Genomic DNA, 26295 nt, shown 5'->3' on the forward strand with positions numbered 1-26295 from the left:
GCCACAGCCCTAGCCCCCGTATCGCCGCCGATACAGCGACCGAGCCGGGGAGGGATACGCCGAGCGAGACAGCACAAGGATCAACCACAAGATCAGTCATTGGTTGCCCCCTCTGACTTCCAACCCACTGCTGGCTTGTGTTTGACCTGCTGAGAAGCCGTCTGACGCGTCCTGATCTCTGACTCGACTTCGGATGCGGTTCGAGCCCACTGCGTGCGTGAGGCGACGCGTAGAGCGGCCGGAGAGATCGTCTTTGGCAGCCAGTCATTGGTGCGGACTGTCGCAGGTGCGCTGGTCTTGTTCTCGTGGGTTGTGGTCTGCATGACCATCTCGAACTGTCCGAGCGAGGTGAAGTCAACCGGCGTTAGCGGCGGGCCTATCTCCTTGACGGCTCCCGCAGCATCGGACGAACTGACCTGGAAGATGAACTTGCTCCGGGTGTTGGAGTGCAGTCCTTCCCGGAAGAGCAAGGGCATCTGAGCTTCGAGTTGGTGGGCTAGCGTCAAGTTGAGCTTGTACTTCCGCGCCTCGCTCAGCATGTCCGGCAACGACTGTGGCATGTTGAGGAAGTTCTGAGCCTCGTCCACGTAGAAGTGGAACGGGTACCGATCCGCAGGAGCGATGCCTTGGGCGGCTTGGTAGAGCTGAGCCACGACCAGTGAACCGAAGAGGATCGACGTCTCAGGGCCGAGCAACCCCTTAGGGATGGAGACGATCAAGATCTTCTTTCCAAGGATAATCTCGCGCATATTCAGACTGTTGTTGCTTTGTCCCAGGCTTAGCCGGACGGCACTCCGCATGAGCAACGGTTGGACTCGGTGGATCGCCGGCGCGGCCATCTGCGCTTGAGTAGCCTGCTTGCTGCTGTCATAGGTATTCCAGGTGCTCTTCAGTACAGGGTCGGTTGTCTGCGACACGATGGAGCGGCGGAACCCCTCGTCACTGAGGAAATGCGGCACCTCTACCAGAGTCATGCCCGGTACAGCCGCGAGCGTTTGGATGACGGCCCGTAGGTAGTTGTTGGCGTAGATCCCCGAGTCTTTGTAGATCCCGTGGAAGATCGCCATCATCTGGTCGGCCACAACCTCCGGGCTTGTGTTGCCGTGGAAGACGTTGAACCCGATGGGATGGTCTGTGTCGGTGGGGTCGAAGACGATGACATCCCCGATGCGATGACGCGGGATGCGAGCCATGACGTCCTCGGCTAGGTCGCCGTGGATGTCGATGAGCGCCCCACCAAAGCCCTGGTCCATCTCCTGGATGAACGTGTTACCCATGAAGGTGCTCTTGCCGGTGCCGGTCTTACCTAGGACATGCCGATGCCCGGTGCCCATCGGGTCTATGGCAAGCGGCCGGTGCAAACCGGGGTAGGTGCTCGTCCCAACAAGGACCCCAGTACTAGGGATAGAAGCATCCGGCGCGAGGTGACGCGCACGCCCTTGAGGCAGTCCCGGAACGTTGGGCATACCGAACGGGATACCGATGACCGCAGACAGTTCATAGGCGTTGAGGTGGCAGGGCAGAACCAGGCTTGTAGCCCGAGCCTTCAACCGCTCCTGCTTGGCTTTCTGACTGCCCAAGAGCTTGGTGAAGCTGACCCCGTAGGAGTGAGTCGAAGCAAGCGCCCCGTAGACGCGCTGCGTTACGTCCTCGGCATCCGGCCCGCCGGCCGCGATCCTAGCCATGGCGATGAAGGTCGGTTCTTTGAGCTTGTCTCGTCGTCTTGCCGGGTCGACATGCTTGTTAGGCCACGGCGGACGGCGGTCCTCATCCTTCTTAGCGGGCGGGGCCTGGCGTTTGGCCGGGGAGATGACCCACTGCATCATCACGGACTGGCGGGGCTTGAGCGGGCTGAACGGTGTCAGCATCGTGGCGACAACGGCCTCAGGCTTAACGATGTGCAACGGCACGGCTCCGTGGGACATACCGATCTCAAGGACGTGATCCCAAGTTGTTAGACCGATGAAGTCCTCGGTGGACTCAATCGCAAGCAAGCTGGCGCCGGGTACGTGAGTCCGTAGCTGTCCCTCGACGTCTGCCACGACGTGACCGGGGATGCTCATGTAGTGCTTGATCCCGGCAGCATCGGCGTAGGTCTCGAAGACAACCGTGTGGATACGGCGAAGAAGCCGGGGCTTCGGTAGTCCAGACAGGGCGCGGATGAAGTTCAGGACGGAGTCATGCGCTACCTCGCGCGGGAACGTTACGAGGTACGTCCGGCGCGAGTCGTCAACGGGGCGCTGTGTGGCCATCCTGCGACTCCCTATAAGGGATAAAGCAGTTTCCACGCATATGATCTTCGCACATCAGTGGTGCCATGTCCGAGTGATCGCGACGCGGACGAGCTTGTAACCGCCCCCGACAACCACCACCAGGACCAATGCACCACCGGCTATCCACCAGAAGTCACGGCGCATCAGATCTATCAGGACCGACAACAGCATGATGGCCACTAGGAGCAGGATCATCGCGCTCCAGAGCTTGCCGGTCTTCATACGCCCAACGTCCCCTTGATGACGTCCCACTTCTGCTCTTCGGTCGCGTCCTCAGGGAAACGGGACCGGATGACCTCACCGATCTGCATCAGAGTGTGGACGCCCAAGTCTTGATCCCACAGTAGGAGTTGACGGACCAAGAGGTTCAGCTTCTCTTGCTCGCGCTCGACCTTGCCGTCGATGACCTTCATTGCGGCCTGACTCCGGCGCTCTTCGGTGAAGCTTGGGTCGTTGAAGATGGGGTCATCCTGGAAGTCAATCTGCTCTTCTAGCGCGGCCCGCAGGTTCTTGGCTGCGTCCCGGCAGTGGTTGTCCATCATCTTTTGGAGCGCCGGACGGATGTCATCGACGGCGAACTTGTCGAAGGCTTCAGCAAACGTCATGGCGTAGACCGTGAGCGCAGCCTGAAGACTGCTGTCGTCTGTCATGTCCTAAGAGTGCGCCTGATATGGCCGGAAAGCACCAGGCTTGCGCGTGGCGGCAAGATCATCTTTGGACCTGGCGCTGGCGCAGGGCCGGACGATCATGGACCCTGGGGGCGTCTGGGCAGGTCAGGAGGCGTGCCCAACGACCGACCACAGCAGTACACTTGATCCATCGTCACTGGATAGTTCGCGGTATCGCTGGCCGAACACCACGCCGATACGGTGCGCGAGCCGCGTCCGCTCGCGGGACGGATCGATGCCGGCGACCCGCAACCGGCCCCCGCTCGGGGTGAGGATGCCGGTCAGCATCTTGATGGTGGTGGACTTCCCGGCACCGTTCGGACCGATGTAGCCGACCATCTCACCGCGCGCCACACCGAAGGAGATCGAGTCGACGGCCCGCACCTGCCGCCGCTCCCGCTTCATGAACCCGGTCTTCTTGCGCACGTCGAAGACCTTCTCGACGCGGTCCAGTTCAATGAACGCCTGCTCTGTCACGCTCAACTCCCCGTGCTCCTGTACGACTTGAGTCCCGCCCGCCACGCCAGCCCGGCCAGCACACAGCAGGCGAGCGCCACCAGCGGCGACGCGAACGCCGCGCCCGGCGGCAGATCCAGCGGGTACGGCCGCCCCAACACATAGGAGGCGGGCACCCAGTTGACGAAGGCGAGCGGCAGCATGAAGGTCACGCCCCGCACGAAGTCCTTGCCGAACACCGCCGGCGGATACGACAGCAGCGTGTTGCCGCCGTAGGTGAACGCGTTCTGCACCTCGGCCGCGTCCTGCGCCAGGATCTGGAAGGCGGCGCCCGCCACGAACAGCGCCCCGAAGATCGCCGCACCGCAGATCAGCATCACCGGCACCAGCAGCAGCTTCCCGACAGTCCAGTTGACGTCGATGTGGAGCAGCGCGTACCCCAGCACCAGGCCGCCCTGGGTGATCCGGCCCAGGCGGCGCAGCGCGAAACGGTCGGCGCCGATCTGGGCCAGCACCGGTGCCGGGCGCACCAGCAGCGAGTCGAAGGAGCCGTCGCGGATGCGGGCGCCGAGCACGTCCATCGAGCCGAGGACCAGGTCGGAGATGCCGAACGCGGTCGACGACAGGCCGTAGAGGAAGGCGACTTCGGGCAGCGACCAGCCGCCCAGCGAGTGGACCTGCGAGAACATCAGCAGGATCGTGGCGAAGTCGAGGCCGGTCACCATCAGGTTGCCGACCACCGTGATGACGAAGGAGGCGCGGTAGGCCATGCTCGACCGGATCCACATCCCGGCGATCATCCCGTAGGCACGCAACCCCTCGCGCCAGCGCGGCAGTTCCGCCGTTCGGTACTCGTTCCGGCGGGTCGTCTCAACCACCCTGGACCACCACCCTCCGCGTAGCCGCCGACTGCATCAACCGTCCCGCCGCGAGCAGCACCACCGCCCAGGTCGCCTGGAAGGCGTACGCCCCCAGCGGATCGGTCTTCCCCATCAGCACATCCGCGGGCACCTGGATCTGTGCCGCCCACGGCAGCGCGCGTACGACATCGCCGAGCGCGCCCGGGAAGGCGTTCAGCGGGAGCACCATGCCCGAGCAGAAGATCCCCAGGATCATCATGGCCTGGTTGATGCCTGTGCCGTCCATCAGCCAGAACACGCTCAGGGCCGCCAGATAGCGGATGCCGAAGCTGACGAGGATCGCCAGCAGCAGCGCCACCAGGAGAGCCGCCCAGGACATGACGTCCGTCGGCAGCGCCATCGGGAAGAACAGCGCGCCGAACGTGAACGGGATCACGCCCCGGCCCACCAGTTGGAACAGTGCCCGCCCGAAGTCGCTTGCCAGCCACCACAGTTGGAGGTCGGCCGGCCGGTACAGGTCGACGGCGATGTCGCCCGTGCGGATGCGCTCCATCAGGTCCTTCTCGAACCCGCCGCCCTGGATCGCCAGCGTCGCGTACAGGCACTGCCCCAGCCACACGTACGTCACCGCCTGCGCCTGGTCGTACCCCCCGAGATGCGGCCGCTCGTCCCACAGCGCCAGATACGTGTAGACGAGGACCACGCCGAAGACGGTGTTGGTGAACACCCCGGCGAGCGTCGCCGCCCGGTACGTCGCGTACCGCCTGAAACCCCCCGCCGCGACGGCCGCGTACAACCGCCCAGCACCCACAGAATCCACCCTCCACCACGTCTTGACACCGAAGCGCAGGAGCCTAGTCCGCAGGTGGTGACGCACGCCACGCATTTTCCGGGCAAGTGCGTGCCGATCGGTGGGAACGGAACGCATGGTGCGAGAGTCTTCGTCTGGGGGCGCAGAAGCGCACAAGGCCGTACAGGAACGTACGAGGCAGTGCGGGACGGTACGACGCGAAACAGGAGTCCGTGCACGACATGAGCGACCAGCCGCAGCCGCAACAGCCCGAGCAGGGCTGGGCACCCAGGGAGCCGGAAGCGGTTCAGGAGCCCGGGAAGCCCGGGGGCAAGAAGCCCAAGCGGCCCAAGCGCACCGGATGGCGAAGGATCATCCCGACCTGGCGCATGACGCTCGCCGGGTTCGTCGCGCTCGTGGCGCTGCTGATCGGCGCGTTCTACCTCGGCTACTCGATGGTCAAGATCCCGCCGGCCAACGCGCTCGCCACCAAGCAGTCCAACGTGTACCTCTACGCGGACGGCTCCCAACTGGCCCGCGACGGCGAGGTCAACCGCGAGAGCGTCGGCCTCGACCAGATCTCCGCGAACGCCCAGCACGCCGTACTGGCCGCCGAGGACCGGGACTTCTTCACCGAGTCCGCCGTCGACCCCAAGGCGATGGTCCGCGCCGCGTGGAACACCGCCACCGGCAAGGGCACCCAGTCCGGCTCCACGATCACCCAGCAGTACGTCAAGAACTACTACCTGGGCCAGGAACAGACCGTCACCCGAAAGGTGAAGGAGTTCTTCATCTCGATCAAGCTGGACCGCACGGAGTCCAAGTCCGAGATCCTGGAGGGCTACCTCAACACCAGCTACTTCGGCCGCAACGCCTACGGCATCCAGGCCGCCGCCCAGGCCTACTACGGCAAGGACGCCACCGAACTCGACGCCGGCCGCGGCGCCTACCTCGCCGCGCTCCTGAACGCGCCGAGCGAGTACGACGTCGTAGCGCATCCCGAGAACAAGGCCGCGGCGGTGGCCCGTTGGAACTACGTCCTCGACGGCATGGTCAAGAAGGGCTGGCTCACCCAGTCCGCGCGCACCGGCATGAAGTTCCCGATGCCGAAGGAGGCCACCGCCTCAACGAGCATGTCAGGGCAGCGCGGTTACATCGTCGGCGCGATCAAGGACTACCTCACCACCAACAAGATCATCGACGCGGACACCCTCGAAGCCGGCGGCTACCGCATCACCACCACCCTGCAGAAGAGCAAGCAGGACGCCTTCGTGAAGGCCGTCAACGACCAAGTCATGTCCAAGCTCGACAAGAAGAGCCGCAAGGTCGACAACTACGTGCGCGCGGGCGGGGCTTCGGTCGACCCCAAGACCGGCAACATCGTCGCGATCTACGGCGGCATCGACTACGTCAAGCAGTACACGAACGGCGCGACCCGCGGCGACTTCCAAGTCGGCTCCACCTTCAAGCCGTTCGTCCTCGCCTCGGCCATCCAGAACGGCTCCCAGACCCAGGACGGCCAGACCATCACCCCCAACACCTACTACGACGGCACCGACAAGCGCCCCGTGGAAGGCTGGAACGGCGGCTCCTACGCCCCCGAGAACGAGGACGGCACCTCCTACGGCGACATCACCGTCCGTACGGCGACGGACAAGTCCGTCAACTCGGTCTACGCGCAGATGGCCGTCGACGTAGGCCCCGACAAGGTGAAACAAACAGCCATCGGCCTCGGCATCCCGTCCGACACCCCCGACCTGACCGCCACCCCGTCCATCGCCCTCGGCCCGTCCACCGCGAGCGTCCTCGACATGGCGGAGGCCTACGCCACCCTCGCCAACCACGGCGAGCGGCACACGTACACCATGATCTCGAAGGTCACCAAGGACGGCACCAGCGACATCAAGCTGCCGGCCCGGAAGACCACCCGCGCGGTGAGCCGCGAGTCCGCCGACACCACGACCTCGGTCCTGCAGAGCGTCGTCGACAACGGCACGGCCACCGCGGCCCAGGGCGCCGACCGCCCGGCGGCCGGCAAGACCGGCACGGCGGAGGAGGACACGGCGGCCTGGTTCGCCGGCTACACCCCCGACCTCGCCACCGTCGTCTCGGTCATGGGCCAGGACCCGACCACCGCCGCCCACAAGTCGCTCTACGGCGCGATGGGCCTCGAACGCGTCAACGGCGGCGGGGCGCCCGCCGAGATCTGGGCCCAGTTCACCAAGTCCGCCCTCAAGGGCACCCAGGCGAGCGACTTCGACCTCCAGCTCCAGGACGGCGCCGAGACCGTCGCACCCCCGAGCCTGCAGCCCACCCAGCAGGCGACGACAGGCAACCAGGACAACGGCGGCACGACCACCACCGGCGGCCAGACCGACCAGGGCCGCACACAGGGCCAGACGAACGGCGGTACGACGACGAACGGCGGCACCACGACCACCGGCGGCACCACGGGCACCACAGGCACCACGACGGACGGCACCACGACAACGGGCGGCACGACGACCGACGGCGGAACCACGACCACCGGCGGCGGCACCACGGGCACGACCACGGACGGCGGGACCACGACGACGGGCGGCACAACGGGGACCACGACGGACGGCACCACCGGAGCCACGACCGCAGGGACGACGGCGGGCCCCCAGAGCACCGGCCGCAAGAAGGAGTAACGGCTGGGCTCAGGGGGGACCTCCGGTCTCAGTGACCGGAGGTCGCCTTCAGCCCCACGACGGCGACCAGCAGCAGACACACGAAGAAGATCCGGGCGGCGGTGACAGGCTCCCCCAGCACCACCATGCCGAGCACCGCCGCCCCCGCGGCACCGATCCCGACCCACACGCCGTAGGCGGTACCGATGGGCAGCGACTTCGCGGCGTACGAGAGCAACAGCATGCCGGCGACGATGCCGGCGCCGGCGCCGGTGAGCACACTGGGGACGAGTCGGCTGAACCCAGGCCATGGGAGGCACCTCCGAGACGCGTTCCTGACTGACAGGGGTGCGTCGTCTTCGCGTCCTGCCTCTGCCTGCGTCCCGGTACGGCGCGTCTCGTCGGGCTCCTTTCCAACGTAGCAATGGAACGGCAAAAGGGGCTGGTGACCATGGTCACCAGCCCCTTGAGGCTTCTTGAGGCTCCGTATTACAGGTACAGGCCGGTCGAGTCCTCGGACCCCTCGAAACGGTCCGCGGCGACGGCGTGCAGATCCCGCTCACGCATGAGGACGTAGGCGGTCCCGCGCACCTCGACCTCGGCACGGTCCTCGGGGTCGTACAGAACCCGGTCGCCGGGCTCCACCGTCCGCACGTTCTGCCCTACGGCGACCACGTCGGCCCAGGCCAGCCGGCGACCCACGGCCGCCGTCGCGGGAATCAGGATCCCGCCACCCGAACGCCGCTCGCCCTCACTCTTGTCCTGCCGCACGAGCACACGGTCGTGCAGCATCCGGATGGGCAGCTTGTCGTGCTCGGTGCTCTGCTCGTCTCTCTTGGCGCTCACGCCCACGAACCTACCTGCCCAGGACCCGTCCGTACGCGGGCGGGTGGCCCACGGTTTCAGCCCTTACGACCGTTACGACGCCGGGAGCCGAGGACGAACAGGCCCACAACGCCGACGGCGACGAGAGCGACAGGAACGATCCGCTCGACGCGCGGCGCGCCCTCTTCGTCCACGAACTGACCCTTGACCTCACCCACGACCCGGTTGACGCCGACGTACGCCCTGCCGAGGGTGTGATCGATGGTGGACGCGACCTTGGCCTTCGCGTCGCCCACGATGGTCTTCGGGTGCACCCGCACCCCGATCTCGTCGAGCGTGTCGGCGAGGACATCGCGGCGACGCTTGATGTCCGCCTCGATCTGCGCCGGGGTTCTGGTGTCCGGCGTGTTCGACGTGTCCGCCACCGTACGGCCTCCGAAGTCTGCTGGTACTGGTGCCGGACAGTCTGTCAGCTCTCGGGCGGAGTGCACTGTCAGCACCCCCGGTTACGCTAGCGCGATGAGTGAACGACTCCAGCCCGGGGACGTTGCCCCCGCCTTCACGCTCCCCGACGCCGACGGCAACGAGGTCTCCCTCGCCGCCCACAAGGGCCGCAAGGTCATCGTCTACTTCTACCCGGCGGCCCTGACCCCCGGCTGCACCAAGCAGGCCTGCGACTTCACGGACAACCTGGAGGTGCTGGCCGGCGCGGGTTACGACGTCATCGGCATCTCCCCCGACAAGCCGGAGAAGCTCGCCAAGTTCCGCGAGAAGGAGAACCTCAAGGTCACCCTCCTCGCGGACCCCGACAAGAAGGTCCTCGACGCCTACGCGGCCTTCGGCGAGAAGAAGAACTACGGCAAGACCTACATGGGCGTGATCCGCTCCACGATCATCGTGGACGAGTCCGGCAAGGTCGAACACGCGCTGTACAACGTACGGGCGACGGGCCACGTAGCGAAGATCATCAAGGACCTAGGGATCTAGAACTCCAGGACTCTAGGGCTCCAGGGCTCTAGGGCTCCAGGGCTGTCAGACCTCTACCGCCTTTCCGTACCTGAACGAGATCCACACATCGGGAGGCAGGTCGGCCCGCTCGGGCACCGGCCTGCGCTCCTCGCCCCACTCCCCCGGGGCGAGCTCTTCGCCGACCCGCCGCCAGAACGCCACGGCGCCAGGATTGCCGTCCTGAAACGCGACTTCCCAGGCCCCTGGATGCCGCGCGACGACCTCCCGCACGGCCCGCAGCCCGACCCCACCACGCCGGGCGCCGCGCACGACGAAGAAGCTGTTGAGGACACGCGTGGGCGCACCGACCGCCCGCACGAACGCGAACCCGACGGGATGCTCGCCGCTCACGAACAGATACGGCACCCAGTCCCCATCCCCGTCGTCGAACGCCGCGCCCACCCGCTCACTGCGGAACGTCCCGTCGGGGTTGGGCAGTTGCCCTCCGTCCCTGAACTCGGACAGGTCGTGCCGGAACATCAGCCACAGCCGCTCGACGGTGGGGCGGTCGGCGGGGGTGGCTGGTCGTACGTCTACTGCTGCCGTGGAAGAGGTCATGAAAAAAGCCTCCCGGTCGGACAAGGGTCCGTTCCTGGAAGGCTTCAGCGACCCACAGTCTACCAACTGGTTTACGTTTCGGGCGTGACTGTCCGATAAGCCTCTCGTTACTCCATTCGAGAACACGAACGTGTGGTCGAGATCGGAGGGGAACGATGGGGGTCAGCGCGTATTCGCGGGAGCGGCTGGAGAGGGCGGCTCAGGGGGCGCGGACGTTGTCGGAGGCGTTGGAGAGGTTGGGGGTGGATCCGGGGAGTTCGACGCGGCGCTATGTCCTTGGGCGGATGAAGAAGCTGGGGGTGGATGTCTCGCACTTCCAGCGAGAGGGCGCGAAGTGGACGAAGGAGATCCTCCAGGCGGCGGTTTCGGCGTCGACGAACATGTGCGAGGTATTGCGGTGTCTCGGGCTGGAGGTCGTGGGCGGACACCACACGCACATAAGCCGTCGCATCAAGGCGTACGGCATCGACACCTCGCATTTTCGGCTGCCGACCCGACGTGGCGAAGCCCGGCACCCACGGACACCTGAGGGACTACTCGTCGAGCAGCCGACCGGCCAGGCTCGGCGCATCCCGAGTGATCGGCTCAAGTGGGCGATGACAGTCCTGGGAATGCAGGAGCGGTGCGCTCTGTGCGGGACGGAACCGGTCTGGCGAGGGCATCCGCTCCCGCTGGAGGTCGATCACATCGACGGCAACTGGCGCGACAACCGCATCGAGAATCTGCGGTTCCTGTGTCCCAACTGCCATTCGACGACCGACAGTTACCGGGGGCGCGGAAAAGGACGCGGAAAAGGCGGCACGTCATGAGCAGCGGTGTGCAGTACACCCGCGAGCGACTGACCGAAGCCGCCACGCACTGCTCCGACATCGACGAGGTCATCGCCTTCTTCGGTACGCAGCCCTACGGCAAACTTCGCCGCCACCTCTTTGGGCGTTTCGACCACTTCGGAATCGATGTCTCCCACATGCCACGCCGGAGACGATCGAACGCGGCGCCATCCAAACCGGCCACCGACGAACTGCGCCGCGCCGTCGCGGGAGCCACATCCATCGCGGACGCGCTCCGCGCACTGGGGATGGAGCCGTACAACAGCAGACTGCGCACCCTGCTCCGCCAATGGCTGACGGAAGACGGCCTCGACACCTCCCACTTTCTAGGACAGGCGCACCAGCGAGGACGGTCAGGCGGCGGGCTTCTTCGGCGCGCCGAGAACATCCTCGTCCAGCACGACGGCAGCCGCCGAACGAGAACCCACCTGCTGCGTCGGGCGCTCCTGGAGGTAGGCGCACCAGAGGTGTGCGCCGAATGCGGGATCGGCCCCGAGTGGCTCGGCAAGCCCATAACGCTGGAGGTCGATCACATCAACGGCGACTGGAGTGACGACCGGCGGGAGAACCTGCGGTTGCTGTGCCCGAACTGCCACGCGATCACGAGCACGTGGTGCAGAGGTGGGAGCCGCAGTCGCGCGCATCCCCGGTAGCATGGTCGGGCACGCGGCCGTTGCTGAATGGTATAAGCAGAGGTTTTAGGTGCCTCGGGGCATTTGCCCATGTGGGTTCGACTCCCATCGGCCGCACGCTCGGAGGGGCCGCCCGCAAGGACGGCCCCTCCGTCGTCTCAGCCCAACAACTCCCGAACCACCGGCACCAACGCCCGGAACGCCTTCCCCCGATGGCTGATCGCGTTCTTCTCGTCGGCCGTGAGTTCCGCGCAGGTTCGCGTCTCGCCCTCCGGCTGGAGGATCGGGTCGTAGCCGAAGCCGTTCGTGCCCGCCGGGGTGTTGCGGAGCAGGCCGCGCAGTTGGCCCTCGACCACTCGTTCTGTGCCGTCCGGTAGGGCCAGGGCTGCCGCGCAGGCGAAGTGGGCGCCCCGGTGTTCGTCCGCGATGTCCGAGAGCTGGGCCAGGAGCAGGTTCAGGTTGGCCTTGTCGTCGCCGTGTTGGCCGGACCAGCGGGCCGAGAAGATGCCCGGGGCGCCGTTCAACACGTCTACGCACAAGCCCGAGTCGTCCGCTACGGCCGGGAGGCCCGTTGCCTGGGCCAAAGCGTGGGCCTTCAGCAGGGCGTTCTCCGCGAACGTGATGCCTGTTTCCTTGACGTCGGGGATGTCGGGGTAGGACTCCGCGCCGACGAGCTCGTGGGGCAGGCCCGCGGCGGTGAGGATCGACCTCAGTTCGGTGATTTTCCCGGCGTTGCGGGTGGCGAGGATCAGGCGTGTCATGCCGTCCAGTATCCCAACCGCCTCTCTACGGCTGCGTACACCTACGACGTGCAGACCTTCGTCAACTCGCCCGCCGCGTCCGTGACCGGGCTGATGTCGGGGGTGTTGTCGCCGTTCTTGACCGCCGTACGAACGTTGTCGACGGCCTTGTCGAGGTCGTCCACCGCCTTGTTGACGTCCGCGTTGTCGGTCTTGTCGCCGATCTTGTCGAGGTCCTTCTCGATGGAGTTGAGCGACTTGTCGGTCTGGGTGGGGTCGTTGGCCGCGTTCTCCACCGCCTGTTGGAGGCCGGTGACGCTGTCGGCGATGGTGTCGGCGGTCTGGACGCAGTCGATGGCCTTGCCGACGGCGTCGCAGCCGGTGGCGAGTCCGGCGGTCAGGCCGACCACTACCACGGTGGCGGCCAGGGCGATACGACGACGGCTGCTTCGGCTTCGTCGGCTTGCGGCCATGGTTCGGTGTCCTCCCCGTGGGGCGGGCCTCGGCGGCCTCCCCGTTTCCGTTCCGTATGCGTAGGGACGCGGGGGCGGGCCACCGGGTTGCCCCTGCGGCCCGCCTCTCTTTGTACGTCCTTTACTTGACCGGCCAAGCCTCTTACTTCTCCAGCGCGGCCTCAAGTGCCTTTCGCTGTACGGCGGTCAGCTCGTCGCAGCCGGCGACCGCCAGGTCGAGGAGGGCGTTGAGTTCGTCGCGGGCGAAGGGCTCCGCCTCGGCGGTGCCCTGGACCTCGACGAAGCGGCCGTCGCCGGTGCAGACGACGTTCATGTCGGTCTCGGCGCGGACGTCCTCCTCGTAGCAGAGGTCCAACAGCGGGACTCCGCCTACGATGCCGACCGATACGGCGCTCACTGTGCCGGTCAGGGGCTGGCGGCCCGCCTTGACCAGCTTCTTGGTCTGGGCCCAGGTGATCGCGTCGGCGAGTGCGACGTACGCGCCGGTGATGGCCGCCGTACGGGTGCCGCCGTCGGCCTGGAGGACGTCGCAGTCGAGGACGATGGTGTTCTCGCCGAGGGCCTTGTAGTCGATGACCGCGCGGAGCGAGCGGCCGATGAGGCGGCTGATCTCGTGGGTGCGGCCGCCGATCTTGCCGCGGACGGATTCGCGGTCGCCGCGGGTGTTGGTGGCGCGGGGCAGCATGGAGTACTCCGCGGTGACCCAGCCCTCGCCGCTGCCCTTGCGCCAGCGGGGGACGCCTTCGGTGACGGAGGCGGTGCAGAAGACCTTCGTGTCGCCGAAGGAGACGAGGACGGAGCCCTCGGCGTGCTTGCTCCAGCCGCGTTCGATGGTGACGGGGCGGAGCTGTTCGGGGGTGCGGCCGTCGATTCGAGACATGGCGAAGAGCCTAGTGGTACATGGGGAGTGGGCAGGGGGACGGGGCAGGGGGACGAGGCATGGGGAAGGGGCATGGGGAAGGGGCTCCTCCCGCGGTGGGAAGAGCCCCTCAGTACGTGACGCCGTTCGTGAAGCCGGGGTCAGCGCCGGGGTTGAAGCCGGGGATGATCCCCGCGCTTCACATCAGGTCTTCGATGTCCGCCGCGATCGGGTCCGCGTCGGTGCCGATGACGACCTGGATCGCCGTGCCCATCTTGACGACGCCGTGGGCGCCGGCGGCCTTCAGGGCGGCCTCGTCGACCAGGCTCGGGTCCTTCACCTCGGTGCGCAGGCGGGTGATGCAGCCCTCGACCTCTTCGATGTTGTCGATGCCGCCCAGCCCGGCAACGATCTTCTCAGCCTTGGTGGCCATGTTGTTCTCTCCCTGATCCGAACCGCTTTGTCGCAGTAACCCACAGTTGGCCCAGCTTCGCGAGCGGTCATGTCGTGCGTGCCGAATGATGGAAACGATCACGTCGCCAACTGGTCTACACCACATTACCGAGGGGCGTCCATGAGTGCCGACAGTGCCGCCGCCAGTCCTGGGCGCACCCATTGGAACAACCTGTTCCAGGGGCTGCAGAAGATGGGCCGCAGCCTCCAACTCCCCATCGCCGTCCTGCCGGCCGCCGGCATCCTCAACCGGCTCGGGCAGCCGGACGTGTTCGGGGACGACGGGCTGGGGTGGACCAATGTCTCGAAGGTGATGGCGGGCGCGGGCGGTGCGCTGCTCGACGGGTCGCTCGGGTTGCCGCTGCTGTTCTGTGTGGGTGTCGCGATCGGCATGGCGAAGAAGTCGGACGGGTCGACGGCGCTGGCCGGGCTCGTCGGTTTCCTCGTCTACTACACCGTGCTGCACCAGTTCCCGAAGGACTGCGCGGGCGGCACGAAGGCGTTGCCCGCGATCGGGTGTCAGGCCGCCGATCACACGGTCTCGGCGTTCACGTACCAGAATCCGGGGGTGTTCGGCGGGATCGTGCTGGGGCTGCTGGCCGCGTTCTTCTGGGTGCGGTTCCACCGTACGAAGCTGGTGGACTGGCTCGGCTTCTTCAACGGGCGGCGGCTGGTGCCGATCATCATGGCGTTCGTCGCCATCGCGGTCGCGGCGGTGTGTCTGTGGATCTGGCCGCCGATCGGCAGCGGGCTTGAGCACTTCAGCGACTGGCTGAGCGCCCGGGGTGCGCTGGGCGCCGGGGTGTTCGGTCTCGCCAACCGGGCGCTGCTGGTCGTAGGGCTGCATCAGTTCCTGAACGTGCCCATCTGGTTCCAGTTCGGCAGCTACACCAAGCCGGACGGGACGGTGGTGCACGGTGACATCAACATGTTCCTGGCGGGTGACCCGCACGCGGGGCAGTTCACCTCGGGCTTCTTCCCGATCATGATGTTCGCGTTGCCGGCGGCGGCGCTCGCGATCGCACACTGCGCGAAGCCGAGCCGTCGCAAGGAGGTCGGCGGTCTGATGCTCTCGGTCGCGCTGACCACGTTCGTGACCGGTATCACCGAGCCGATCGAGTACTCGTTCCTGTTCGTCGCGCCCGTCCTCTACGCCATCCACGCGGTGCTGACCGGTGTGTCGATGGCGGTGACCTGGGGGCTGGGGGTGCACGACGGTTTCAGTTTCTCGGCGGGTCTGATCGACTACGCAATCAACTGGAACCTGGCGACGAAACCGTGGGCGATCATTCCGATCGGGCTGTGCTTCGCGGCGGTGTACTACGTCATCTTCCGTTTCGCGATCACGAAGTTCGATCTGCGGACTCCGGGGCGGGAGCCGGAGGGTGAGCACGAGGACGTCACCAAAGCCTGACGGATCGGACAGAACAGGCAAGCGGAGCACGCAAGTTGGGCCCTCGGACCATCGGTCCGGGGGCCCTTCGCCGTGCGTGTCGCCGTGTACGTCGCGTAGCGATTCGGTCGCAGGATTCGCGGGTTCCTTTATGCGGACTTCATCTGCTACAACAGGTCTACACCACTGAGTGGTGTAGACCACCACCCGATGGAGGAAGTCTATGAGCACCGCCACCGCGCCACCGGCGGCCCCCACGAAGAAGTGGGGATCCGGCCTGTTCCAGGGCCTGCAGAAGATCGGTCGCAGCCTACAGCTCCCGATCGCTGTGCTTCCGGCGGCGGGCATCCTGCTCCGGTTCGGTCAGGCCGACATCCACGACAAGCTGCATCTGCCGGACAAGGTGACGGCTGTCTTCGCCACCGCCGGTGGCGCGATCTTCGACAACCTGCCGCTCCTGTTCTGTATAGGTGTCGCGATCGGCTTCGCCAAGAAGTCCGACGGCTCCACCGCCCTCGCGGCGCTCGTCGGCTTCCTCGTCTACAGCAATGTGCTCAAGGCCTTCCCCGTCACCGACGCGCAGATCCTCAAGGGCGCGGACGTACCGGCGACCTTCAACAACCCCGGTGTCCTCGGCGGCATCATCATGGGTCTGCTCTCCGCGGTGCTGTGGCAGAAGTTCCACCGGACCAAGCTGGTCGACTGGCTCGGCTTCTTCAACGGCCGCCGGCTGGTGCCGATCATCATGGCGTTCGTCGGCACGCTCATGGGTGTCTTCTTCGGCCTGATCTGGAAGCCGATCGGCGAGGGCATCTCGAACTTCGGCGAGTGGATCACCGGTCTCGGCGCGTTCGGTGCCGGTCTGTTCGGTCTGATCAACCGCGGGCTGATCCCGGTCGGCATGCACCAGTTCGTCAACTCCGTGGCCTGGTTCCAGATCGGCGACTACAAGGACTCCACCGGTACGGTCGTCCACGGTGACCTCACCCGCTTCTTCGCCGGTGACCCGACCGCCGGACAGTTCATGTCGGGCTTCTTCCCCATCATGATGTTCGGCCTGCCGGCCGCCGCGCTCGCCATCGCGCACACCGCCCGCCCCGAGCGCCGCAAGGCCGTGACCGGCATGATGATCTCGCTCGCGCTGACGTCCTTCGTGACCGGTGTGACCGAGCCGATCGAGTTCTCGTTCATGTTCATCGCCCCGGTGCTGTACGCGATCCACGCGGTGCTGACCGCCCTCTCCATGGCGATCACCTGGGCCCTCGGCGTCCACGCGGGCTTCACCTTCTCCGCGGGCTTCATCGACTACGCCCTCAACTGGAACCTCGCCACCAAGCCCTGGCTGATCATCCCGATCGGTCTGGTCTTCGGCGCGGTCTACTACTTCGTCTTCCGCTTCGCGATCACCAGGTGGAATCTCCCCACCCCGGGCCGCGAGCCCGAGGAGGAGCTCGAGGACCTCACCAAGGCGTGATCCTCGTACGGCCATGACGAAGGCCCCGGCACCGAGTTGGTGCCGGGCCCTTCGCGCACGCGGTGCCGAATCAGGCAGTGCTAGATCTCGTACGCCGCTCTCGGCGCCGCCAGTTCCACCGGGCCGTCGTAGACCTCGCGCGCGTCGGCCAGGTTGGCCTGGGGGTCGGTCCACGGGGGGATGTGGGTGAGGACCAGGCGGCGGACGCCGGCGCGGGTGGCTGTCTCGCCGGCCTCGCGGCCGTTGAGGTGGAGGTCCGGGATGTTCTCCTTGCCGTGCGTGAACGCGGCCTCGCACAGGAACAGGTCGGTGTCCCGGGCGAGTTCGTCGAGGGACTCGGTGACGCCCGTGTCGCCGGAGTACGTCAGGGACCGGCCGCCGTGCTCGACGCGGATGCCGTACGCCTCGACGGGGTGGCGGACCCGCTCGGTGTGCACGGTGAAGGGGCCGACGTCGAACGTGGACGGCTTCACCGTGTGGAAGTCGAAGACCTCGCTCATGGAGGAGGCGGTGGGGGTGTCGGCGTAGGCCGTGGTCAGGCGGTGCTCGGTGCCCTCGGGGCCGTAGACCGGGATGGGGTCGCAGCGGCCGCCGTCGTGGCGGTAGTAACGCGCGACGAAGTACGCGCACATGTCGATGCAGTGGTCGGCGTGCAGATGGCTGAGGAAGATCGCGTCGAGGTCGTAGAGACCGCAGTGGCGCTGCAGCTCGCCAAGGGCGCCGTTGCCCATGTCGAGGAGCAGCCGGAAGCCGTCGGCCTCTACGAGGTAGCTCGAACAGGCCGATTCCGCGGACGGGAACGACCCCGAGCAGCCGACGACGGTGAGCTTCATAAAGCAGAAACCTCCGCTGGCGGGTAACTTCTGGAGTTGGGAGACGGGGGTCGTGCGGTCCGTCGAGCGTAAGGCGCAAAAGGGCCGGTCGCTCCTCCGCCAAGGGCCGTTGTGGGGGAACTCACCTGTGGTGTCACCGGTTCGGCTGGAACCGGGGCGCGTGGGGTCTGCAAGAGGGCGCGCGGCTTGGATTGCGCGCCGGTACCGTCGTCCTCATGGACACGTCCTGGTGGCTCGCGCTCGCGGCGGTGATGTTGCTGGCGCTGGTCGCCACGCTCGTGGACGGGTGGGGGCGGGGGCGCCGGCCGGCCCGGTCCTCGCGGAGAGTGCGGGGGGATCGGCCGCGGCCCGCGGAGATCTGGTGGGCGAATGTGCCGTACGAGGATCAGCTCGGGGCGGCCAAGGACCGGCCCTGTCTGGTGCTTGCCGTGCGGGGGCGGAAGGTCACCGTCGCGAAGATCACCAGCAAGTATCACAACGAGCGGGCCGGGGTGATTCCGTTGCCGCCGGGGGCTGTCGGCGATGCGCGGGGGCGGGCGAGCTATCTGGAGACCGACGAGTTGCGTTCGGTGCCGGTCGCTGATTTCCGGCGGAAGGTGGGTGTCGCGGACCCGGTCCTGTGGGATCAGGTCCGTCACCTCGCCCGGTAGGCGTGGGGTGCGCAACAGCCTCTGGATCCAGGGTAATTGGGGTCGGTGCGCGGAGGGGTCGGGCGCCGGGGTGTGGGGGTACTGACCTGTATGACGGACTGGCTCGTACTCGCGGGTTGTCCGGTGATCGCGTTGACGGGATCTGCGAAGGCTGTCCACGGGGTCGGTTCGAGCCCGTTCCCGGCGAACCTCGGCTCTGGGGACGGTGGTCGGCGATCGCCGCTGCGGCGGCGGTGCCGGTGGTGACCGTGCTGGTCCTCGACCAGGCGTGGATCCGGGCCGTGCCGGCGTTGGTCGTCGGAGCGGCGGCGCTGAAGACGGCGTTTCCCGACGGACCGACCATGCCGCGCCGACTGCCCACCACGATCGGCGAGGGGGAAGCGGTGCTCCGGATGGCGCGTGAACGCCACGCGGAGCCGGATCCGGCGACGCGCCCGGCGACCGAGCCGTACGACCCGGGCCAGGTGCGCATGGCGGTCGCGCTCTTCGGCTCCGCGGTGCTCGACCGCGTCGACGACGGGATCATGAACGACTGGTCCCCGCCGGCGACGGTCTTCCCCGACGGCCCCGGGGAGTGACCGCCCGGGGCGCTCGCGTCATGCCCAGAGCTGACCCTGAAGCGTCTTGATCGCTTCCTCTGTCGTCGCCGCCGTGTAGACGCCGGTCGACAGGTACTTCCAGCCGCCGTCCGCCACGACGAACGCGATGTCCGCGGACTCCCCCGCCGCTACGGCCTTCTTGCCCACGCCGATCGCCGCGTGCAGGGCCGCGCCGGTGGAGACGCCGGCGAAGATGCCCTCCTGCTGGAGGAGTTCGCGGGTCCGGGTGACCGCGTCGGCCGAGCCGACCGAGAATCGGGTGGTGAGGACGGAGGCGTCGTAGAGCTCGGGGACGAAGCCCTCGTCGAGGTTGCGGAGGCCGTAGACGAGGTCGTCGTAGCGTGGTTCGGCGGCGACGATCTTGACGTCCGGCTTGTGTTCGCGGAGGTAGCGGCCTACGCCCATGAGCGTGCCCGTGGTGCCGAGGCCCGCCACGAAGTGGGTGATCGACGGGAGGTCGGTGAGGATCTCCGGGCCGGTCGTGGCGTAGTGGGCGCCGGCGTTGTCCGGGTTGCCGTACTGGTAGAGCATGACCCACTCGGGGTGCTCGGCGGACAGCTCCTTGGCGACCCGTACGGCGGTGTTGGAGCCGCCGGCGGCCGGGGACGGGATGATCTCGGCGCCCCACATGGCGAGCAGCTCGCGGCGTTCCCGCGAGGTGTTCTCGGGCATCACGCAGACCATGCGGTAGCCCTTGAGCTTGGCGGCCATGGCGAGGGAGATGCCGGTGTTGCCGGAGGTGGGCTCCAGGATGGTGCAGCCGGGGGTGAGGCGGCCGGCCTTCTCCGCCTGTTCGATCATGTGCAGGGCCGGGCGGTCCTTGACCGAGCCGGTCGGGTTGCGGTCCTCCAGCTTGGCCCAGATACGGACGTCGGTGGACGGCGAGAGCCGCGGCAGGCGCACCAGAGGGGTGTTGCCCACCGCGGCCAGCGGGGAGTCGTAACGCATGAGGGGCGGCTGGCCTTAGCGCATGCCGCCGGCGACGGCCGGCAGGATCGTGACGTTGTCGCCGTCCGACAGCTTGGTGTTGATGCCGTCGAGGAAGCGGACGTCCTCGTCGTTCAGGTACACGTTGACGAAGCGGCGCAGTTCGCCGCCGTCCACGATGCGGGCCTGGATGCCCGCGTGCCGGGTCTCGAGGTCGGCGAAGAGCGCGGCGAGGTTCTCACCGGCACCCTCGACGGCCTTCTCGCCGCCGGTGTAGGTGCGGAGGATGGTGGGGATGCGGACCTCGATGGCCATGGCAAGGGGCTCCTGTCGGAAGCGGAAGTGGTCTGGTCTCGGTGGGCGCGCGGCACGAGCATGAGCATGGGCGCGCCGCGGCACACGGGCCGTACGGCGACTGCGCGAGGGTCAACAGATGGCGCTGTTCAGCCTGCACAGGTCGACGTGCAGCCGCGCCACGAGCAGCGTGCCCGGCGCCTTGTCGCTCACGTCGAGAAGAACCATGCGCTCATCGTATCGATTCCCTGTCCGGTCCTCGGTAGGGGATCTCACACTTCGGACGGATTTCATCCGGAGTACGAGATCAGGACCGGATCAGTACGACTCCACCACCTTGACCTCCTCCTCCGTGACCTCGCCTTCCAGGATCTGGTACGAGCGGAACTGGAAGGGGCCGGCCTCGTCGGAGTCGGCGGTGGAGACCAGGACGTAGTGGGCGCCGGGTTCGTTGGCGTAGGCGATGTCGGTGCGGGAGGGGTAGGCCTCGGTCGCGGTGTGGGAGTGGTAGATGATCACCGGCTCCTCGTCGCGGTCGTCCAGCTCGCGGTAGAGCTTCAGCAGGTCCTGCGAGTCGAACTCGTAGAACGTGGGCGAGCGGGCCGCGTTCAGCATCGGGACGAAGCGCTCGGGGCGGCCCTCGCCCACCGGGCCCGCGACGACTCCGCACGCCTCGTCGGGGTGGTCCGCGCGCGCGTGGGCGACGATCTGGTCGAAGAGGGCCTGGGTGATGGTCAGGGTCGGCATGGTCGTCAGGATAAGCAGAAGGGCCGTCCCGTACCGAGTGGTGGTACGGGACGGCCCACATGGTGAGCCGAGTGATCAGCCGACCTTCTCGAACTCCGGCTCGCGGCGCTCGGTGACCCGCGGGTTGCGGGACTTGAGGGCGAACCAGCCGCCGGCCAGGGCGAGGGTCCAGCCCACCATCACGTAGAGGCAGACGCGGGAGTCGGGGTCGTAGGCGATGAGGCCGGTGACGAAGAGCAGGAACGCGATGGCCACGTAGGAGAACTTCGCGCCGCCCGGGGCCGGGAAGGACGAGGCCGGGAGGCGGCCCGCGTCGACCGCGCGGCGGTAGAGGACGTGGCTGATCAGGATCATCAGCCAGGTCCAGATGCCGGCGGCGGTGGCGACCGAGGTGACGTAGCCGAACGCCTTCTCCGGGACGATGTAGTTGAGGACCACGCCGATGCCCATGAAGGCGACGGAGATCGTGATGCCGGTCGCCGGGGTCTTGGAGGCGGACAGCCTGCTGAAGACGCGCGGGGCCTCGCCGTTGTCCGCGAGGGTGCGGAGCATGCGGCCCGTGGAGTACATGCCCGAGTTGCAGGAGGAGAGGGCGGCCGTCAGGACCACGAAGTTGACGATTCCGGCGCCCGCCGGGATGCCGATCTTCGCGAAGGCCTCGACGAACGGGCTGACGCCCGGGGCGAATTCGGTCCACTTCACGACGCAGAGGATGACCGTGAGGGCGCCGACGTAGAAGAGGGCGATGCGCCACGGGAGGGTGTTGATCGCCTTGGGGAGGGTCTTCTCCGGGTTCTCGGACTCGCCCGCGGTGACGCCGACCAGCTCGACGGCGAGGTAGGCGAACATGACGCCCTGGAGGGTCATCAGGGAGGAGCCGATGCCCTTGGGGAAGAAGCCGTCGAACTGCCAGAGGTTGGCGACGGAGGCGGTGTCACCGGCGCTGCTGAAGCCGAAGGTGAGCACGCCCAGGCCGATCACGATCATGCCGATCAGGGCGGTGACCTTGACCATCGAGAACCAGAACTCGATCTCGCCGAAGAGCTTCACCGAGATCAGGTTGGCCACGAAGAGGATGACCAGGAAGGCGAGCGCGGTCACCCACTGGGAGACGGCGGGGAACCAGTAGTTGACGTAGATGGCGGCGGCCGTGAGTTCGGCCATGCCGGTCACCACCCACATCAGCCAGTACGTCCAGGCGGTGAAGTAGCCGAAGAACGGGCCGAGGAACTCGCGCGAGTACTCCGCGAAGGAGCCCGACACCGGGCGGTACAGGAGCAGTTCGCCCAGCGCCCGCATGATGAAGAAGATGATCACGCCCGCGAGGGCGTACATGAAGATGAGGCTGGGACCGGCCTTGGCGATGTTCGCCCCGGCTCCCAGGAACAGTCCGACGCCGACGGCACCGCCGATCGCGATCATCTGGACCTGACGGCTGCCGAGCCCGCGCTCGTACCCCTCCTCGGGGGTCTTGTCCGTCTCGACCTGAGCGGAGGTCATGTGTGGTGCGCCTTTCTCCGAATCCCCCCATGGACTGGAGCTGCCCGGCCGAGGTCCGTCGGCGTACGGCGAACCCGGCGGGACATGGGTGGCGTCCGCCGGGCGTCGTGAAGATCTATCACGGTCGCGTCGGAGGCCAGCGGCGGAGTTTGTGGCGCGCGCCACAGGGAGAAGCGGACAAAACGCGGCCGGGCGCGGCATTCCCGGCCACGGCGGTGACGCGATCGTTATCCGGATTTGAGCGTCCTCTGAGCGGACTCCGATCGAACTCCGATCAACCGGAACGGCGGCTGTCGCGGTCAGCGCATCAGGGTGTTGACCAGCGTCTCCTGGAGCCCGCCCAGCCAGAGGTACGCCATCACCATCGGCTTGCGCGGGTCCTCGTCCGGGAGCCGGTAGAGGTCGTCGGTGTCGTCCTCGTCGGTGATGTCGAGGCGTGAACCGATCGCCAGGCGCAGGTCGTTGAGCGAGCCGAGCCACTGCCGGGACTCCTCGGCGGTGAGCTTGAGGATCGCGCCGCCGTCGCCGCCGGGGGTCAGCGAGTCCAGGGTGCGGACGACCGCGAGGGCGTTCTCGCGCTTGCCGGCCCGGAGGTCGTTCTCGGTGAAGCGGCGGAACTCGGCGGAGTGCGCCAGCTTCTCCTCGGCGTCCTGCGGAGAGTCGGGGGCCTGCTCCGGGTCGGTGTAGGCGTCCGGGAACAGGCGCCGGAGCACCGGGTCGGCGGGCGGCTCGCTCGGGCCCTCGGCGAAGAGTTCGGCGAGGGGGTCGGCGGAGGCGTTCTCACCCGGGCCGGGGCCGATCAGCTCCAGGAGCTGGACGGCCAGCGAGCGGATGATCGAGATCTCGACGTCATCGAGGGCGACGGCGGCGCCGCCGTCGCGGAGCGGTTCGAAGTGTCCTGGCATCGGGATGGGTCGCTACTTCCGGTCCTGCTGGAGGGTGGCCCACAGACCGTAGCCGTGCATCGCCTGCACGTCGCGCTCCATCTCCTCGCGGCTTCCGCTGGAGACGACCGCGCGGCCCTTGTGGTGGACGTCGAGCATGAGCTTGTGGGCCTTGTCCTTGGAGTAGCCGAAGTACGTCTGGAAGACGTACGCGACATAGCTCATGAGGTTGACCGGGTCGTTGTGGACGATCGTGACCCAAGGAACGTCCGGCTCGGGTACGGCGAAGACCTCCTCCGCCGACTCGGTGCGTTCGATCTCCAGGGGTGCGGGTGACGTCACACGGCCCATGCTGCCACCACAAGGGGGCCTCCGCACAAATGGACCCCACAAATCGTCAGAGTGACGAGATGGGAGTACGATCCATCGTCATGCGGCACACACCGGGGGACGACCCCCGGACCCCCGGCGGACCTGGGGGCACCCGGAAAACCACGACCAGGAGAGTTCAGTGGACGTAGCGGACCTTGGGCTGCCGGTGGACGTTCCCTCGACGGCGCTCTTCACCGACCACTACGAGCTGACGATGCTGCAGGCCGCCCTCAAGGCGGGGACGGCCGACCGGCGTTCGGTCTTCGAGGTCTTCACCCGCCGGCTGCCCGAGGGCCGTCGCTACGGCGTCGTCGCGGGCACCGGACGCGTGCTCGACGCGGTGGAGAACTTCCGGTTCGACGCGGACGTCCTCGGCTTCCTGCGCGAGCGGAACGTCGTCAACGAGGAGACCCTGGCGTGGCTCGCCGCCTACCGCTTCAGCGGTGACGTCTGGGGCTACCCGGAGGGCGAGGTGTACTTCCCGGGCTCGCCGATCATGCGGGTCGAGGGCTCGTTCGCCGAGTGCGTGCTCCTGGAGACGGTGATCCTCTCCATCCTCAACCACGACTCCGCGATCGCGGCCGCCGCCTCCCGCATGGCCTCCGCCGCCGGGGAGCGCCCACTGATCGAGATGGGCGCCCGCCGCACCCACGAGCTGGCCGCCGTCGCCGCCTCCCGCGCCGCCTACGTCGGCGGCTTCGCCACCACGTCCGACCTCGCGGCCGGTTTCCGCTACGGCATCCCGACCGTCGGCACCTCCGCGCACGCCTTCACCCTGCTCCACGACAACGAACGCGACGCGTTCCAGGCCCAGGTGGACTCGCTGGGCCGCAACACCACGCTGCTCGTCGACACGTACGACGTCACCGAGGCGGTCCGTACGGCGGTCGAGGTCGCCGGGCCCGAACTGGGCGCCGTCCGCATCGACTCGGGCGACCTGCTGCTCGTCGCGTACCGGGTGCGGCAGCAGCTGGACGAGCTGGGCGCCGTCAACACGAAGATCGTCGTGACCTCCGACCTGGACGAGTACGCCATCGCCTCGCTGGCGGCGGCGCCCGTGGACGCGTACGGCGTCGGCACCCAGCTGGTGACCGGGTCCGGGCACCCGACCTGCTCGATGGTCTACAAGCTGGTCGCCCGCGCGGAGTCCGCCGACCCGAAGGCGCCGCTGGTGCCGGTCGCGAAGAAGTCCAGCGGCGGCAAGACGTCGATCGGCGGGCGCAAGTGGGCGGCACGGCGGCTGGACGGCGACGGGATCGCGGAGGCCGAGGTGATCGGCACCGGGCCGGTCCCGGCCGAGCTGGCCGACCGGCAACTGCTCGTCGAGCTGGTCAAGGGCGGTGAGGTCGTCGCCCGCGAGCCGCTGGACGTCGTACGGGACCGGCACGCTGTCGCGCGGGCCAACCTGCCGTTGTCGGCGGCCCAGTTGTCGCGCGGGGAGGCTGTTCTTCCGACGGAGTACGTGCATCTGCGGTCGGGTAGTTAAGAACCGCCGACCAAGACCCGCTGGTTAAGACCCGTACGAAAATTAGGGGTGCACCCTCCCGCAGTGCCGCCGAAGTCTCTAGGCTCGAATCTCGCCCACCGTCGAAGGACACCACCATGCGCCGCGCCTTGATCGTCGTTGACGTGCAGAACGACTTCTGCGAGGGAGGCAGTCTCGCGGTGGCCGGTGGTGCCGACGTGGCCGCCGCCGTCACCGAGCTGATCGGGCAGGCGCCCGCCGGCTACCGGCACGTCGTGGCCACCCGCGACCACCACATCGCGCCCGGCGGCCACTTCGCCGACAACCCCGACTACGCCCACTCCTGGCCCGCGCACTGTGTCGCGGGCACGGAGGGCGTCGGCTTCCACCCCAACTTCGCGCCCGTGGTCGCCTCCGGCGCGATCGACGCGGTTTTCGACAAGGGGGCGTATGCGGCGGCGTACAGCGGGTTCGAGGGGCACGACGAGAACGGGGTGTCGCTCGGGGACTGGCTGCGGGCGCGGGAGATCGACGAGGTGGATGTCGTCGGGGTCGCGACCGATCACTGTGTGAAGGCGACGGCCCTGGACTCCGTGCGGGAAGGGTTCCGTACGCAGGTGTTGCTGGACCTCACGGCCGGGGTTGCGAAGGAGACGACCGACCGCGCACTGGAGGAACTGCGGGCGGCCGGCGTGGAGTTGACCGGGAAGCCGGTCGTCTAGCGGTCCGTTGTCTGCGGTTTTTTGTCCGCGGGCCGGTGGGGGCTGGTCGCGCCCACGCGGCGGAGCCGCACATCGATACAGCCCCGCGCCCCTTCAGGGCGCGACCGTCCTCGGGGCGTGCAGCCGCGAGGACGCCGCAGGCCAACCGACGGGGCGATGCGGCCCCGGCGTAGCGCCCCGTCGGGACGCCGCGCGGGCCGCTCAGGGCGGTAGCCAGGCGCGAAACAGCCGCGCGCCCCAAAGGGGCGCGAGGAACCGCGCGACCAGCCCCCACCCGGCCCGCAGGCAAAACACCACCCCTCCGGCGGACCATCACGCCGGGCCACGTCGAACCATCGCCCGTCTACGGCGACATCGCG

30 protein-coding genes, 1 tRNA gene and 2 pseudogenes are annotated in these 26295 nt (G+C 67.6%); 11 read left to right on the forward strand and 22 right to left on the reverse strand.

What is annotated here, in order from left to right:
- Positions 1 to 92 precede the first annotated feature (92 nt).
- From ACFWP5_RS08960 to ACFWP5_RS08985, 6 genes and pseudogenes are all read right to left on the reverse strand, one after another.
- Entirely contained in the window at positions 93 to 2252 is a 2160-nt protein-coding gene (locus ACFWP5_RS08960) for a type IV secretory system conjugative DNA transfer family protein (RefSeq protein WP_384152539.1), read from the reverse strand.
- A 54-nt stretch (positions 2253 to 2306) separates the two neighbouring features.
- Positions 2307 to 2495, reverse strand: coding sequence for a hypothetical protein (locus tag ACFWP5_RS08965; protein ID WP_384152542.1), 189 nt, complete (start codon positions 2493 to 2495; stop codon positions 2307 to 2309).
- The gene (locus ACFWP5_RS08970) at positions 2492 to 2923 is read right to left on the reverse strand and encodes a hypothetical protein (protein WP_384152545.1); all 432 of its coding nucleotides are present in this window, start codon (positions 2921 to 2923) and stop codon (positions 2492 to 2494) included. The genes ACFWP5_RS08965 and ACFWP5_RS08970 overlap by 4 nt, the downstream gene beginning before the upstream one ends.
- A gap of 192 nt (positions 2924 to 3115) precedes the next feature.
- Positions 3116 to 3418 (reverse strand): annotated as a pseudogene (locus tag ACFWP5_RS08975) (ATP-binding cassette domain-containing protein); the annotation flags it as partial.
- A gap of 2 nt (positions 3419 to 3420) precedes the next feature.
- Complete coding sequence (locus ACFWP5_RS08980; RefSeq protein ID WP_384152629.1) at positions 3421 to 4197, reverse strand: ABC transporter permease; 777 nt, start codon at positions 4195 to 4197, stop codon at positions 3421 to 3423.
- Between the two features lie 70 nt (positions 4198 to 4267).
- A complete protein-coding gene (locus ACFWP5_RS08985; RefSeq protein WP_384152548.1) occupies positions 4268 to 5068 on the reverse strand; it encodes an ABC transporter permease in 801 nt (266 codons plus the stop codon).
- Between the two features lie 221 nt (positions 5069 to 5289).
- On the opposite strand from ACFWP5_RS08985, the gene ACFWP5_RS08990 reads away from it, so the two are divergent.
- The gene (locus tag ACFWP5_RS08990; RefSeq protein WP_384152551.1) at positions 5290 to 7719 is read left to right on the forward strand and encodes a transglycosylase domain-containing protein; all 2430 of its coding nucleotides are present in this window, start codon (positions 5290 to 5292) and stop codon (positions 7717 to 7719) included.
- A gap of 28 nt (positions 7720 to 7747) precedes the next feature.
- On the opposite strand, the pseudogene ACFWP5_RS08995 reads toward ACFWP5_RS08990, so the two are convergent.
- The 3 genes and pseudogenes from ACFWP5_RS08995 to ACFWP5_RS09005 all read right to left on the reverse strand — a co-directional run.
- Positions 7748 to 8002, reverse strand: a pseudogene (locus ACFWP5_RS08995) (DMT family transporter); the annotation flags it as partial.
- Positions 8003 to 8187: 185 nt separating this feature from the next.
- Entirely contained in the window at positions 8188 to 8544 is a 357-nt protein-coding gene (locus tag ACFWP5_RS09000) for a GroES family chaperonin (RefSeq protein ID WP_384152554.1), read from the reverse strand.
- Between the two features lie 56 nt (positions 8545 to 8600).
- The gene (locus tag ACFWP5_RS09005) at positions 8601 to 8948 is read right to left on the reverse strand and encodes a DUF3618 domain-containing protein (RefSeq protein ID WP_384152557.1); all 348 of its coding nucleotides are present in this window, start codon (positions 8946 to 8948) and stop codon (positions 8601 to 8603) included.
- Positions 8949 to 9042: 94 nt separating this feature from the next.
- Here ACFWP5_RS09005 and bcp point away from each other — a divergent pair, with 94 nt between their 5' ends.
- Positions 9043 to 9510 (forward strand): thioredoxin-dependent thiol peroxidase, encoded by a 468-nt coding sequence (gene bcp, locus ACFWP5_RS09010; protein WP_384152560.1) that lies wholly within the window; start codon positions 9043 to 9045, stop codon positions 9508 to 9510.
- Positions 9511 to 9555: 45 nt separating this feature from the next.
- Here bcp and ACFWP5_RS09015 read toward each other — a convergent pair whose 3' ends face one another.
- Positions 9556 to 10089, reverse strand: a complete 534-nt coding sequence (locus ACFWP5_RS09015; RefSeq protein ID WP_384152563.1) for a GNAT family N-acetyltransferase — start codon at positions 10087 to 10089, stop codon at positions 9556 to 9558.
- A 155-nt stretch (positions 10090 to 10244) separates the two neighbouring features.
- Here ACFWP5_RS09015 and ACFWP5_RS09020 point away from each other — a divergent pair, with 155 nt between their 5' ends.
- The 3 genes from ACFWP5_RS09020 (at position 10245) to ACFWP5_RS09030 (ending at position 11668) form a co-directional block, all read left to right on the forward strand.
- Positions 10245 to 10898, forward strand: a complete 654-nt coding sequence (locus tag ACFWP5_RS09020) for an HNH endonuclease signature motif containing protein (RefSeq protein WP_384152566.1) — start codon at positions 10245 to 10247, stop codon at positions 10896 to 10898.
- Positions 10895 to 11572: an HNH endonuclease gene (locus ACFWP5_RS09025; protein ID WP_384152570.1), complete on the forward strand. Its 678-nt coding sequence runs from the start codon at positions 10895 to 10897 to the stop codon at positions 11570 to 11572. Before ACFWP5_RS09020 ends, ACFWP5_RS09025 begins: the two co-directional genes overlap by 4 nt.
- Positions 11573 to 11585: 13 nt before the next feature.
- Positions 11586 to 11668 (forward strand) — tRNA-Leu (locus ACFWP5_RS09030).
- 41 nt (positions 11669 to 11709) lie between these two features.
- Here the strand turns inward: ACFWP5_RS09030 and rdgB are convergent.
- The 4 genes from rdgB to ACFWP5_RS09050 form a co-directional block, all read right to left on the reverse strand.
- Complete coding sequence (gene rdgB, locus ACFWP5_RS09035) at positions 11710 to 12312, reverse strand: RdgB/HAM1 family non-canonical purine NTP pyrophosphatase (RefSeq protein ID WP_384152573.1); 603 nt, start codon at positions 12310 to 12312, stop codon at positions 11710 to 11712.
- 41 nt (positions 12313 to 12353) lie between these two features.
- Positions 12354 to 12764 (reverse strand): hypothetical protein, encoded by a 411-nt coding sequence (locus ACFWP5_RS09040; RefSeq protein ID WP_384152576.1) that lies wholly within the window; start codon positions 12762 to 12764, stop codon positions 12354 to 12356.
- Positions 12765 to 12906: 142 nt separating this feature from the next.
- Positions 12907 to 13644 carry a ribonuclease PH gene (gene rph / locus ACFWP5_RS09045; protein ID WP_384152579.1) on the reverse strand — a complete coding sequence of 246 codons (738 nt, stop codon included), beginning with the start codon at positions 13642 to 13644 and terminating at the stop codon, positions 12907 to 12909.
- Between the two features lie 178 nt (positions 13645 to 13822).
- Positions 13823 to 14239 (reverse strand): glucose PTS transporter subunit EIIB, encoded by a 417-nt coding sequence (locus tag ACFWP5_RS09050; protein WP_384152582.1) that lies wholly within the window; start codon positions 14237 to 14239, stop codon positions 13823 to 13825.
- Between ACFWP5_RS09050 and ACFWP5_RS09055 the strand changes: the two genes are divergently transcribed.
- On the forward strand, positions 14198 to 15490 hold the full coding sequence (locus ACFWP5_RS09055; protein WP_384152585.1) for a PTS transporter subunit EIIC: 1293 nt from the start codon (positions 14198 to 14200) through the stop codon (positions 15488 to 15490). The two genes, ACFWP5_RS09050 and ACFWP5_RS09055, sit on opposite strands and share 42 nt — an antisense overlap.
- 202 nt (positions 15491 to 15692) lie before the next feature.
- The gene (locus ACFWP5_RS09060) at positions 15693 to 16943 is read left to right on the forward strand and encodes a PTS transporter subunit EIIC (RefSeq protein ID WP_384152587.1); all 1251 of its coding nucleotides are present in this window, start codon (positions 15693 to 15695) and stop codon (positions 16941 to 16943) included.
- An 80-nt stretch (positions 16944 to 17023) separates the two neighbouring features.
- Here ACFWP5_RS09060 and ACFWP5_RS09065 read toward each other — a convergent pair whose 3' ends face one another.
- A complete protein-coding gene (locus ACFWP5_RS09065) occupies positions 17024 to 17776 on the reverse strand; it encodes an MBL fold metallo-hydrolase (RefSeq protein ID WP_384152590.1) in 753 nt (250 codons plus the stop codon).
- A gap of 215 nt (positions 17777 to 17991) precedes the next feature.
- Between ACFWP5_RS09065 and ACFWP5_RS09070 the strand changes: the two genes are divergently transcribed.
- Both ACFWP5_RS09070 and ACFWP5_RS09075 read left to right on the forward strand, forming a co-directional pair.
- Positions 17992 to 18426 carry a type II toxin-antitoxin system PemK/MazF family toxin gene (locus tag ACFWP5_RS09070; protein WP_384152593.1) on the forward strand — a complete coding sequence of 145 codons (435 nt, stop codon included), beginning with the start codon at positions 17992 to 17994 and terminating at the stop codon, positions 18424 to 18426.
- 242 nt (positions 18427 to 18668) lie between these two features.
- Positions 18669 to 19004, forward strand: coding sequence for a hypothetical protein (locus tag ACFWP5_RS09075; protein ID WP_384152596.1), 336 nt, complete (start codon positions 18669 to 18671; stop codon positions 19002 to 19004).
- An 18-nt stretch (positions 19005 to 19022) separates the two neighbouring features.
- Here ACFWP5_RS09075 and ACFWP5_RS09080 read toward each other — a convergent pair whose 3' ends face one another.
- From ACFWP5_RS09080 to clpS, 7 genes are all read right to left on the reverse strand, one after another.
- On the reverse strand, positions 19023 to 19973 hold the full coding sequence (locus ACFWP5_RS09080; RefSeq protein ID WP_384152599.1) for a PLP-dependent cysteine synthase family protein: 951 nt from the start codon (positions 19971 to 19973) through the stop codon (positions 19023 to 19025).
- A gap of 15 nt (positions 19974 to 19988) precedes the next feature.
- Positions 19989 to 20267 carry a MoaD/ThiS family protein gene (locus ACFWP5_RS09085; protein ID WP_033286046.1) on the reverse strand — a complete coding sequence of 93 codons (279 nt, stop codon included), beginning with the start codon at positions 20265 to 20267 and terminating at the stop codon, positions 19989 to 19991.
- A gap of 111 nt (positions 20268 to 20378) precedes the next feature.
- Complete coding sequence (locus ACFWP5_RS09090; RefSeq protein ID WP_019065921.1) at positions 20379 to 20474, reverse strand: putative leader peptide; 96 nt, start codon at positions 20472 to 20474, stop codon at positions 20379 to 20381.
- A 90-nt stretch (positions 20475 to 20564) separates the two neighbouring features.
- A complete protein-coding gene (locus tag ACFWP5_RS09095; protein ID WP_384152602.1) occupies positions 20565 to 20993 on the reverse strand; it encodes a Mov34/MPN/PAD-1 family protein in 429 nt (142 codons plus the stop codon).
- A 75-nt stretch (positions 20994 to 21068) separates the two neighbouring features.
- Complete coding sequence (locus ACFWP5_RS09100; protein ID WP_384152605.1) at positions 21069 to 22493, reverse strand: amino acid permease; 1425 nt, start codon at positions 22491 to 22493, stop codon at positions 21069 to 21071.
- A gap of 299 nt (positions 22494 to 22792) precedes the next feature.
- Positions 22793 to 23398, reverse strand: coding sequence for a DUF2017 domain-containing protein (locus tag ACFWP5_RS09105; protein WP_384152608.1), 606 nt, complete (start codon positions 23396 to 23398; stop codon positions 22793 to 22795).
- A gap of 12 nt (positions 23399 to 23410) precedes the next feature.
- Entirely contained in the window at positions 23411 to 23728 is a 318-nt protein-coding gene (gene clpS / locus ACFWP5_RS09110; RefSeq protein WP_019056726.1) for an ATP-dependent Clp protease adapter ClpS, read from the reverse strand.
- Positions 23729 to 23888: 160 nt separating this feature from the next.
- On the opposite strand from clpS, the gene ACFWP5_RS09115 reads away from it, so the two are divergent.
- Together ACFWP5_RS09115 and ACFWP5_RS09120 are read left to right on the forward strand one after the other, a co-directional pair.
- Positions 23889 to 25235, forward strand: coding sequence for a nicotinate phosphoribosyltransferase (locus tag ACFWP5_RS09115; protein WP_384152611.1), 1347 nt, complete (start codon positions 23889 to 23891; stop codon positions 25233 to 25235).
- 116 nt (positions 25236 to 25351) lie between these two features.
- The gene (locus tag ACFWP5_RS09120; protein ID WP_384152614.1) at positions 25352 to 25936 is read left to right on the forward strand and encodes an isochorismatase family protein; all 585 of its coding nucleotides are present in this window, start codon (positions 25352 to 25354) and stop codon (positions 25934 to 25936) included.
- Positions 25937 to 26295: the final 359 nt, after the last annotated feature.

Source organism: Streptomyces sp. NPDC058469 (assembly GCF_042721125.1).
Lineage (GTDB): Bacteria > Actinomycetota > Actinomycetes > Streptomycetales > Streptomycetaceae > Streptomyces.

Bases quoted from the DNA above. Each gene is read 5' to 3' on its own strand.
- ACFWP5_RS09095 (WP_384152602.1), bottom strand. From the start codon at position 20,993: ATGCCGACCCTGACCATCACCCAGGCCCTCTTCGACCAGATCGTCGCC.
- ACFWP5_RS09090 (WP_019065921.1), bottom strand. From the start codon at position 20,474: ATGGTTCTTCTCGACGTGAGCGACAAGGCGCCGGGCACGCTGCTCGTG.
- ACFWP5_RS09100 (WP_384152605.1), bottom strand. From the start codon at position 22,493: ATGACCTCCGCTCAGGTCGAGACGGACAAGACCCCCGAGGAGGGGTAC.
- ACFWP5_RS09040 (WP_384152576.1), bottom strand. From the start codon at position 12,764: ATGGCCGCAAGCCGACGAAGCCGAAGCAGCCGTCGTCGTATCGCCCTG.
- ACFWP5_RS09070 (WP_384152593.1), top strand. From the start codon at position 17,992: ATGGACACGTCCTGGTGGCTCGCGCTCGCGGCGGTGATGTTGCTGGCG.
- ACFWP5_RS08980 (WP_384152629.1), bottom strand. From the start codon at position 4,197: ATGATCGCCGGGATGTGGATCCGGTCGAGCATGGCCTACCGCGCCTCC.
- ACFWP5_RS09025 (WP_384152570.1), top strand. From the start codon at position 10,895: ATGAGCAGCGGTGTGCAGTACACCCGCGAGCGACTGACCGAAGCCGCC.
- ACFWP5_RS09055 (WP_384152585.1), top strand. From the start codon at position 14,198: ATGAGTGCCGACAGTGCCGCCGCCAGTCCTGGGCGCACCCATTGGAAC.
- ACFWP5_RS09020 (WP_384152566.1), top strand. From the start codon at position 10,245: ATGGGGGTCAGCGCGTATTCGCGGGAGCGGCTGGAGAGGGCGGCTCAG.
- ACFWP5_RS09060 (WP_384152587.1), top strand. From the start codon at position 15,693: ATGAGCACCGCCACCGCGCCACCGGCGGCCCCCACGAAGAAGTGGGGA.
- ACFWP5_RS08960 (WP_384152539.1), bottom strand. From the start codon at position 2,252: ATGGCCACACAGCGCCCCGTTGACGACTCGCGCCGGACGTACCTCGTA.
- ACFWP5_RS09120 (WP_384152614.1), top strand. From the start codon at position 25,352: ATGCGCCGCGCCTTGATCGTCGTTGACGTGCAGAACGACTTCTGCGAG.
- ACFWP5_RS09050 (WP_384152582.1), bottom strand. From the start codon at position 14,239: ATGGGTGCGCCCAGGACTGGCGGCGGCACTGTCGGCACTCATGGACGC.
- ACFWP5_RS08970 (WP_384152545.1), bottom strand. From the start codon at position 2,923: ATGACAGACGACAGCAGTCTTCAGGCTGCGCTCACGGTCTACGCCATG.
- ACFWP5_RS08990 (WP_384152551.1), top strand. From the start codon at position 5,290: ATGAGCGACCAGCCGCAGCCGCAACAGCCCGAGCAGGGCTGGGCACCC.
- ACFWP5_RS09080 (WP_384152599.1), bottom strand. From the start codon at position 19,973: ATGCGTTACGACTCCCCGCTGGCCGCGGTGGGCAACACCCCTCTGGTG.
- bcp (WP_384152560.1), top strand. From the start codon at position 9,043: ATGAGTGAACGACTCCAGCCCGGGGACGTTGCCCCCGCCTTCACGCTC.
- clpS (WP_019056726.1), bottom strand. From the start codon at position 23,728: ATGGGCCGTGTGACGTCACCCGCACCCCTGGAGATCGAACGCACCGAG.
- ACFWP5_RS09065 (WP_384152590.1), bottom strand. From the start codon at position 17,776: ATGAAGCTCACCGTCGTCGGCTGCTCGGGGTCGTTCCCGTCCGCGGAA.
- ACFWP5_RS09085 (WP_033286046.1), bottom strand. From the start codon at position 20,267: ATGGCCATCGAGGTCCGCATCCCCACCATCCTCCGCACCTACACCGGC.
- rdgB (WP_384152573.1), bottom strand. From the start codon at position 12,312: ATGACACGCCTGATCCTCGCCACCCGCAACGCCGGGAAAATCACCGAA.
- ACFWP5_RS08965 (WP_384152542.1), bottom strand. From the start codon at position 2,495: ATGAAGACCGGCAAGCTCTGGAGCGCGATGATCCTGCTCCTAGTGGCC.
- rph (WP_384152579.1), bottom strand. From the start codon at position 13,644: ATGTCTCGAATCGACGGCCGCACCCCCGAACAGCTCCGCCCCGTCACC.
- ACFWP5_RS09015 (WP_384152563.1), bottom strand. From the start codon at position 10,089: ATGACCTCTTCCACGGCAGCAGTAGACGTACGACCAGCCACCCCCGCC.
- ACFWP5_RS09105 (WP_384152608.1), bottom strand. From the start codon at position 23,398: ATGCCAGGACACTTCGAACCGCTCCGCGACGGCGGCGCCGCCGTCGCC.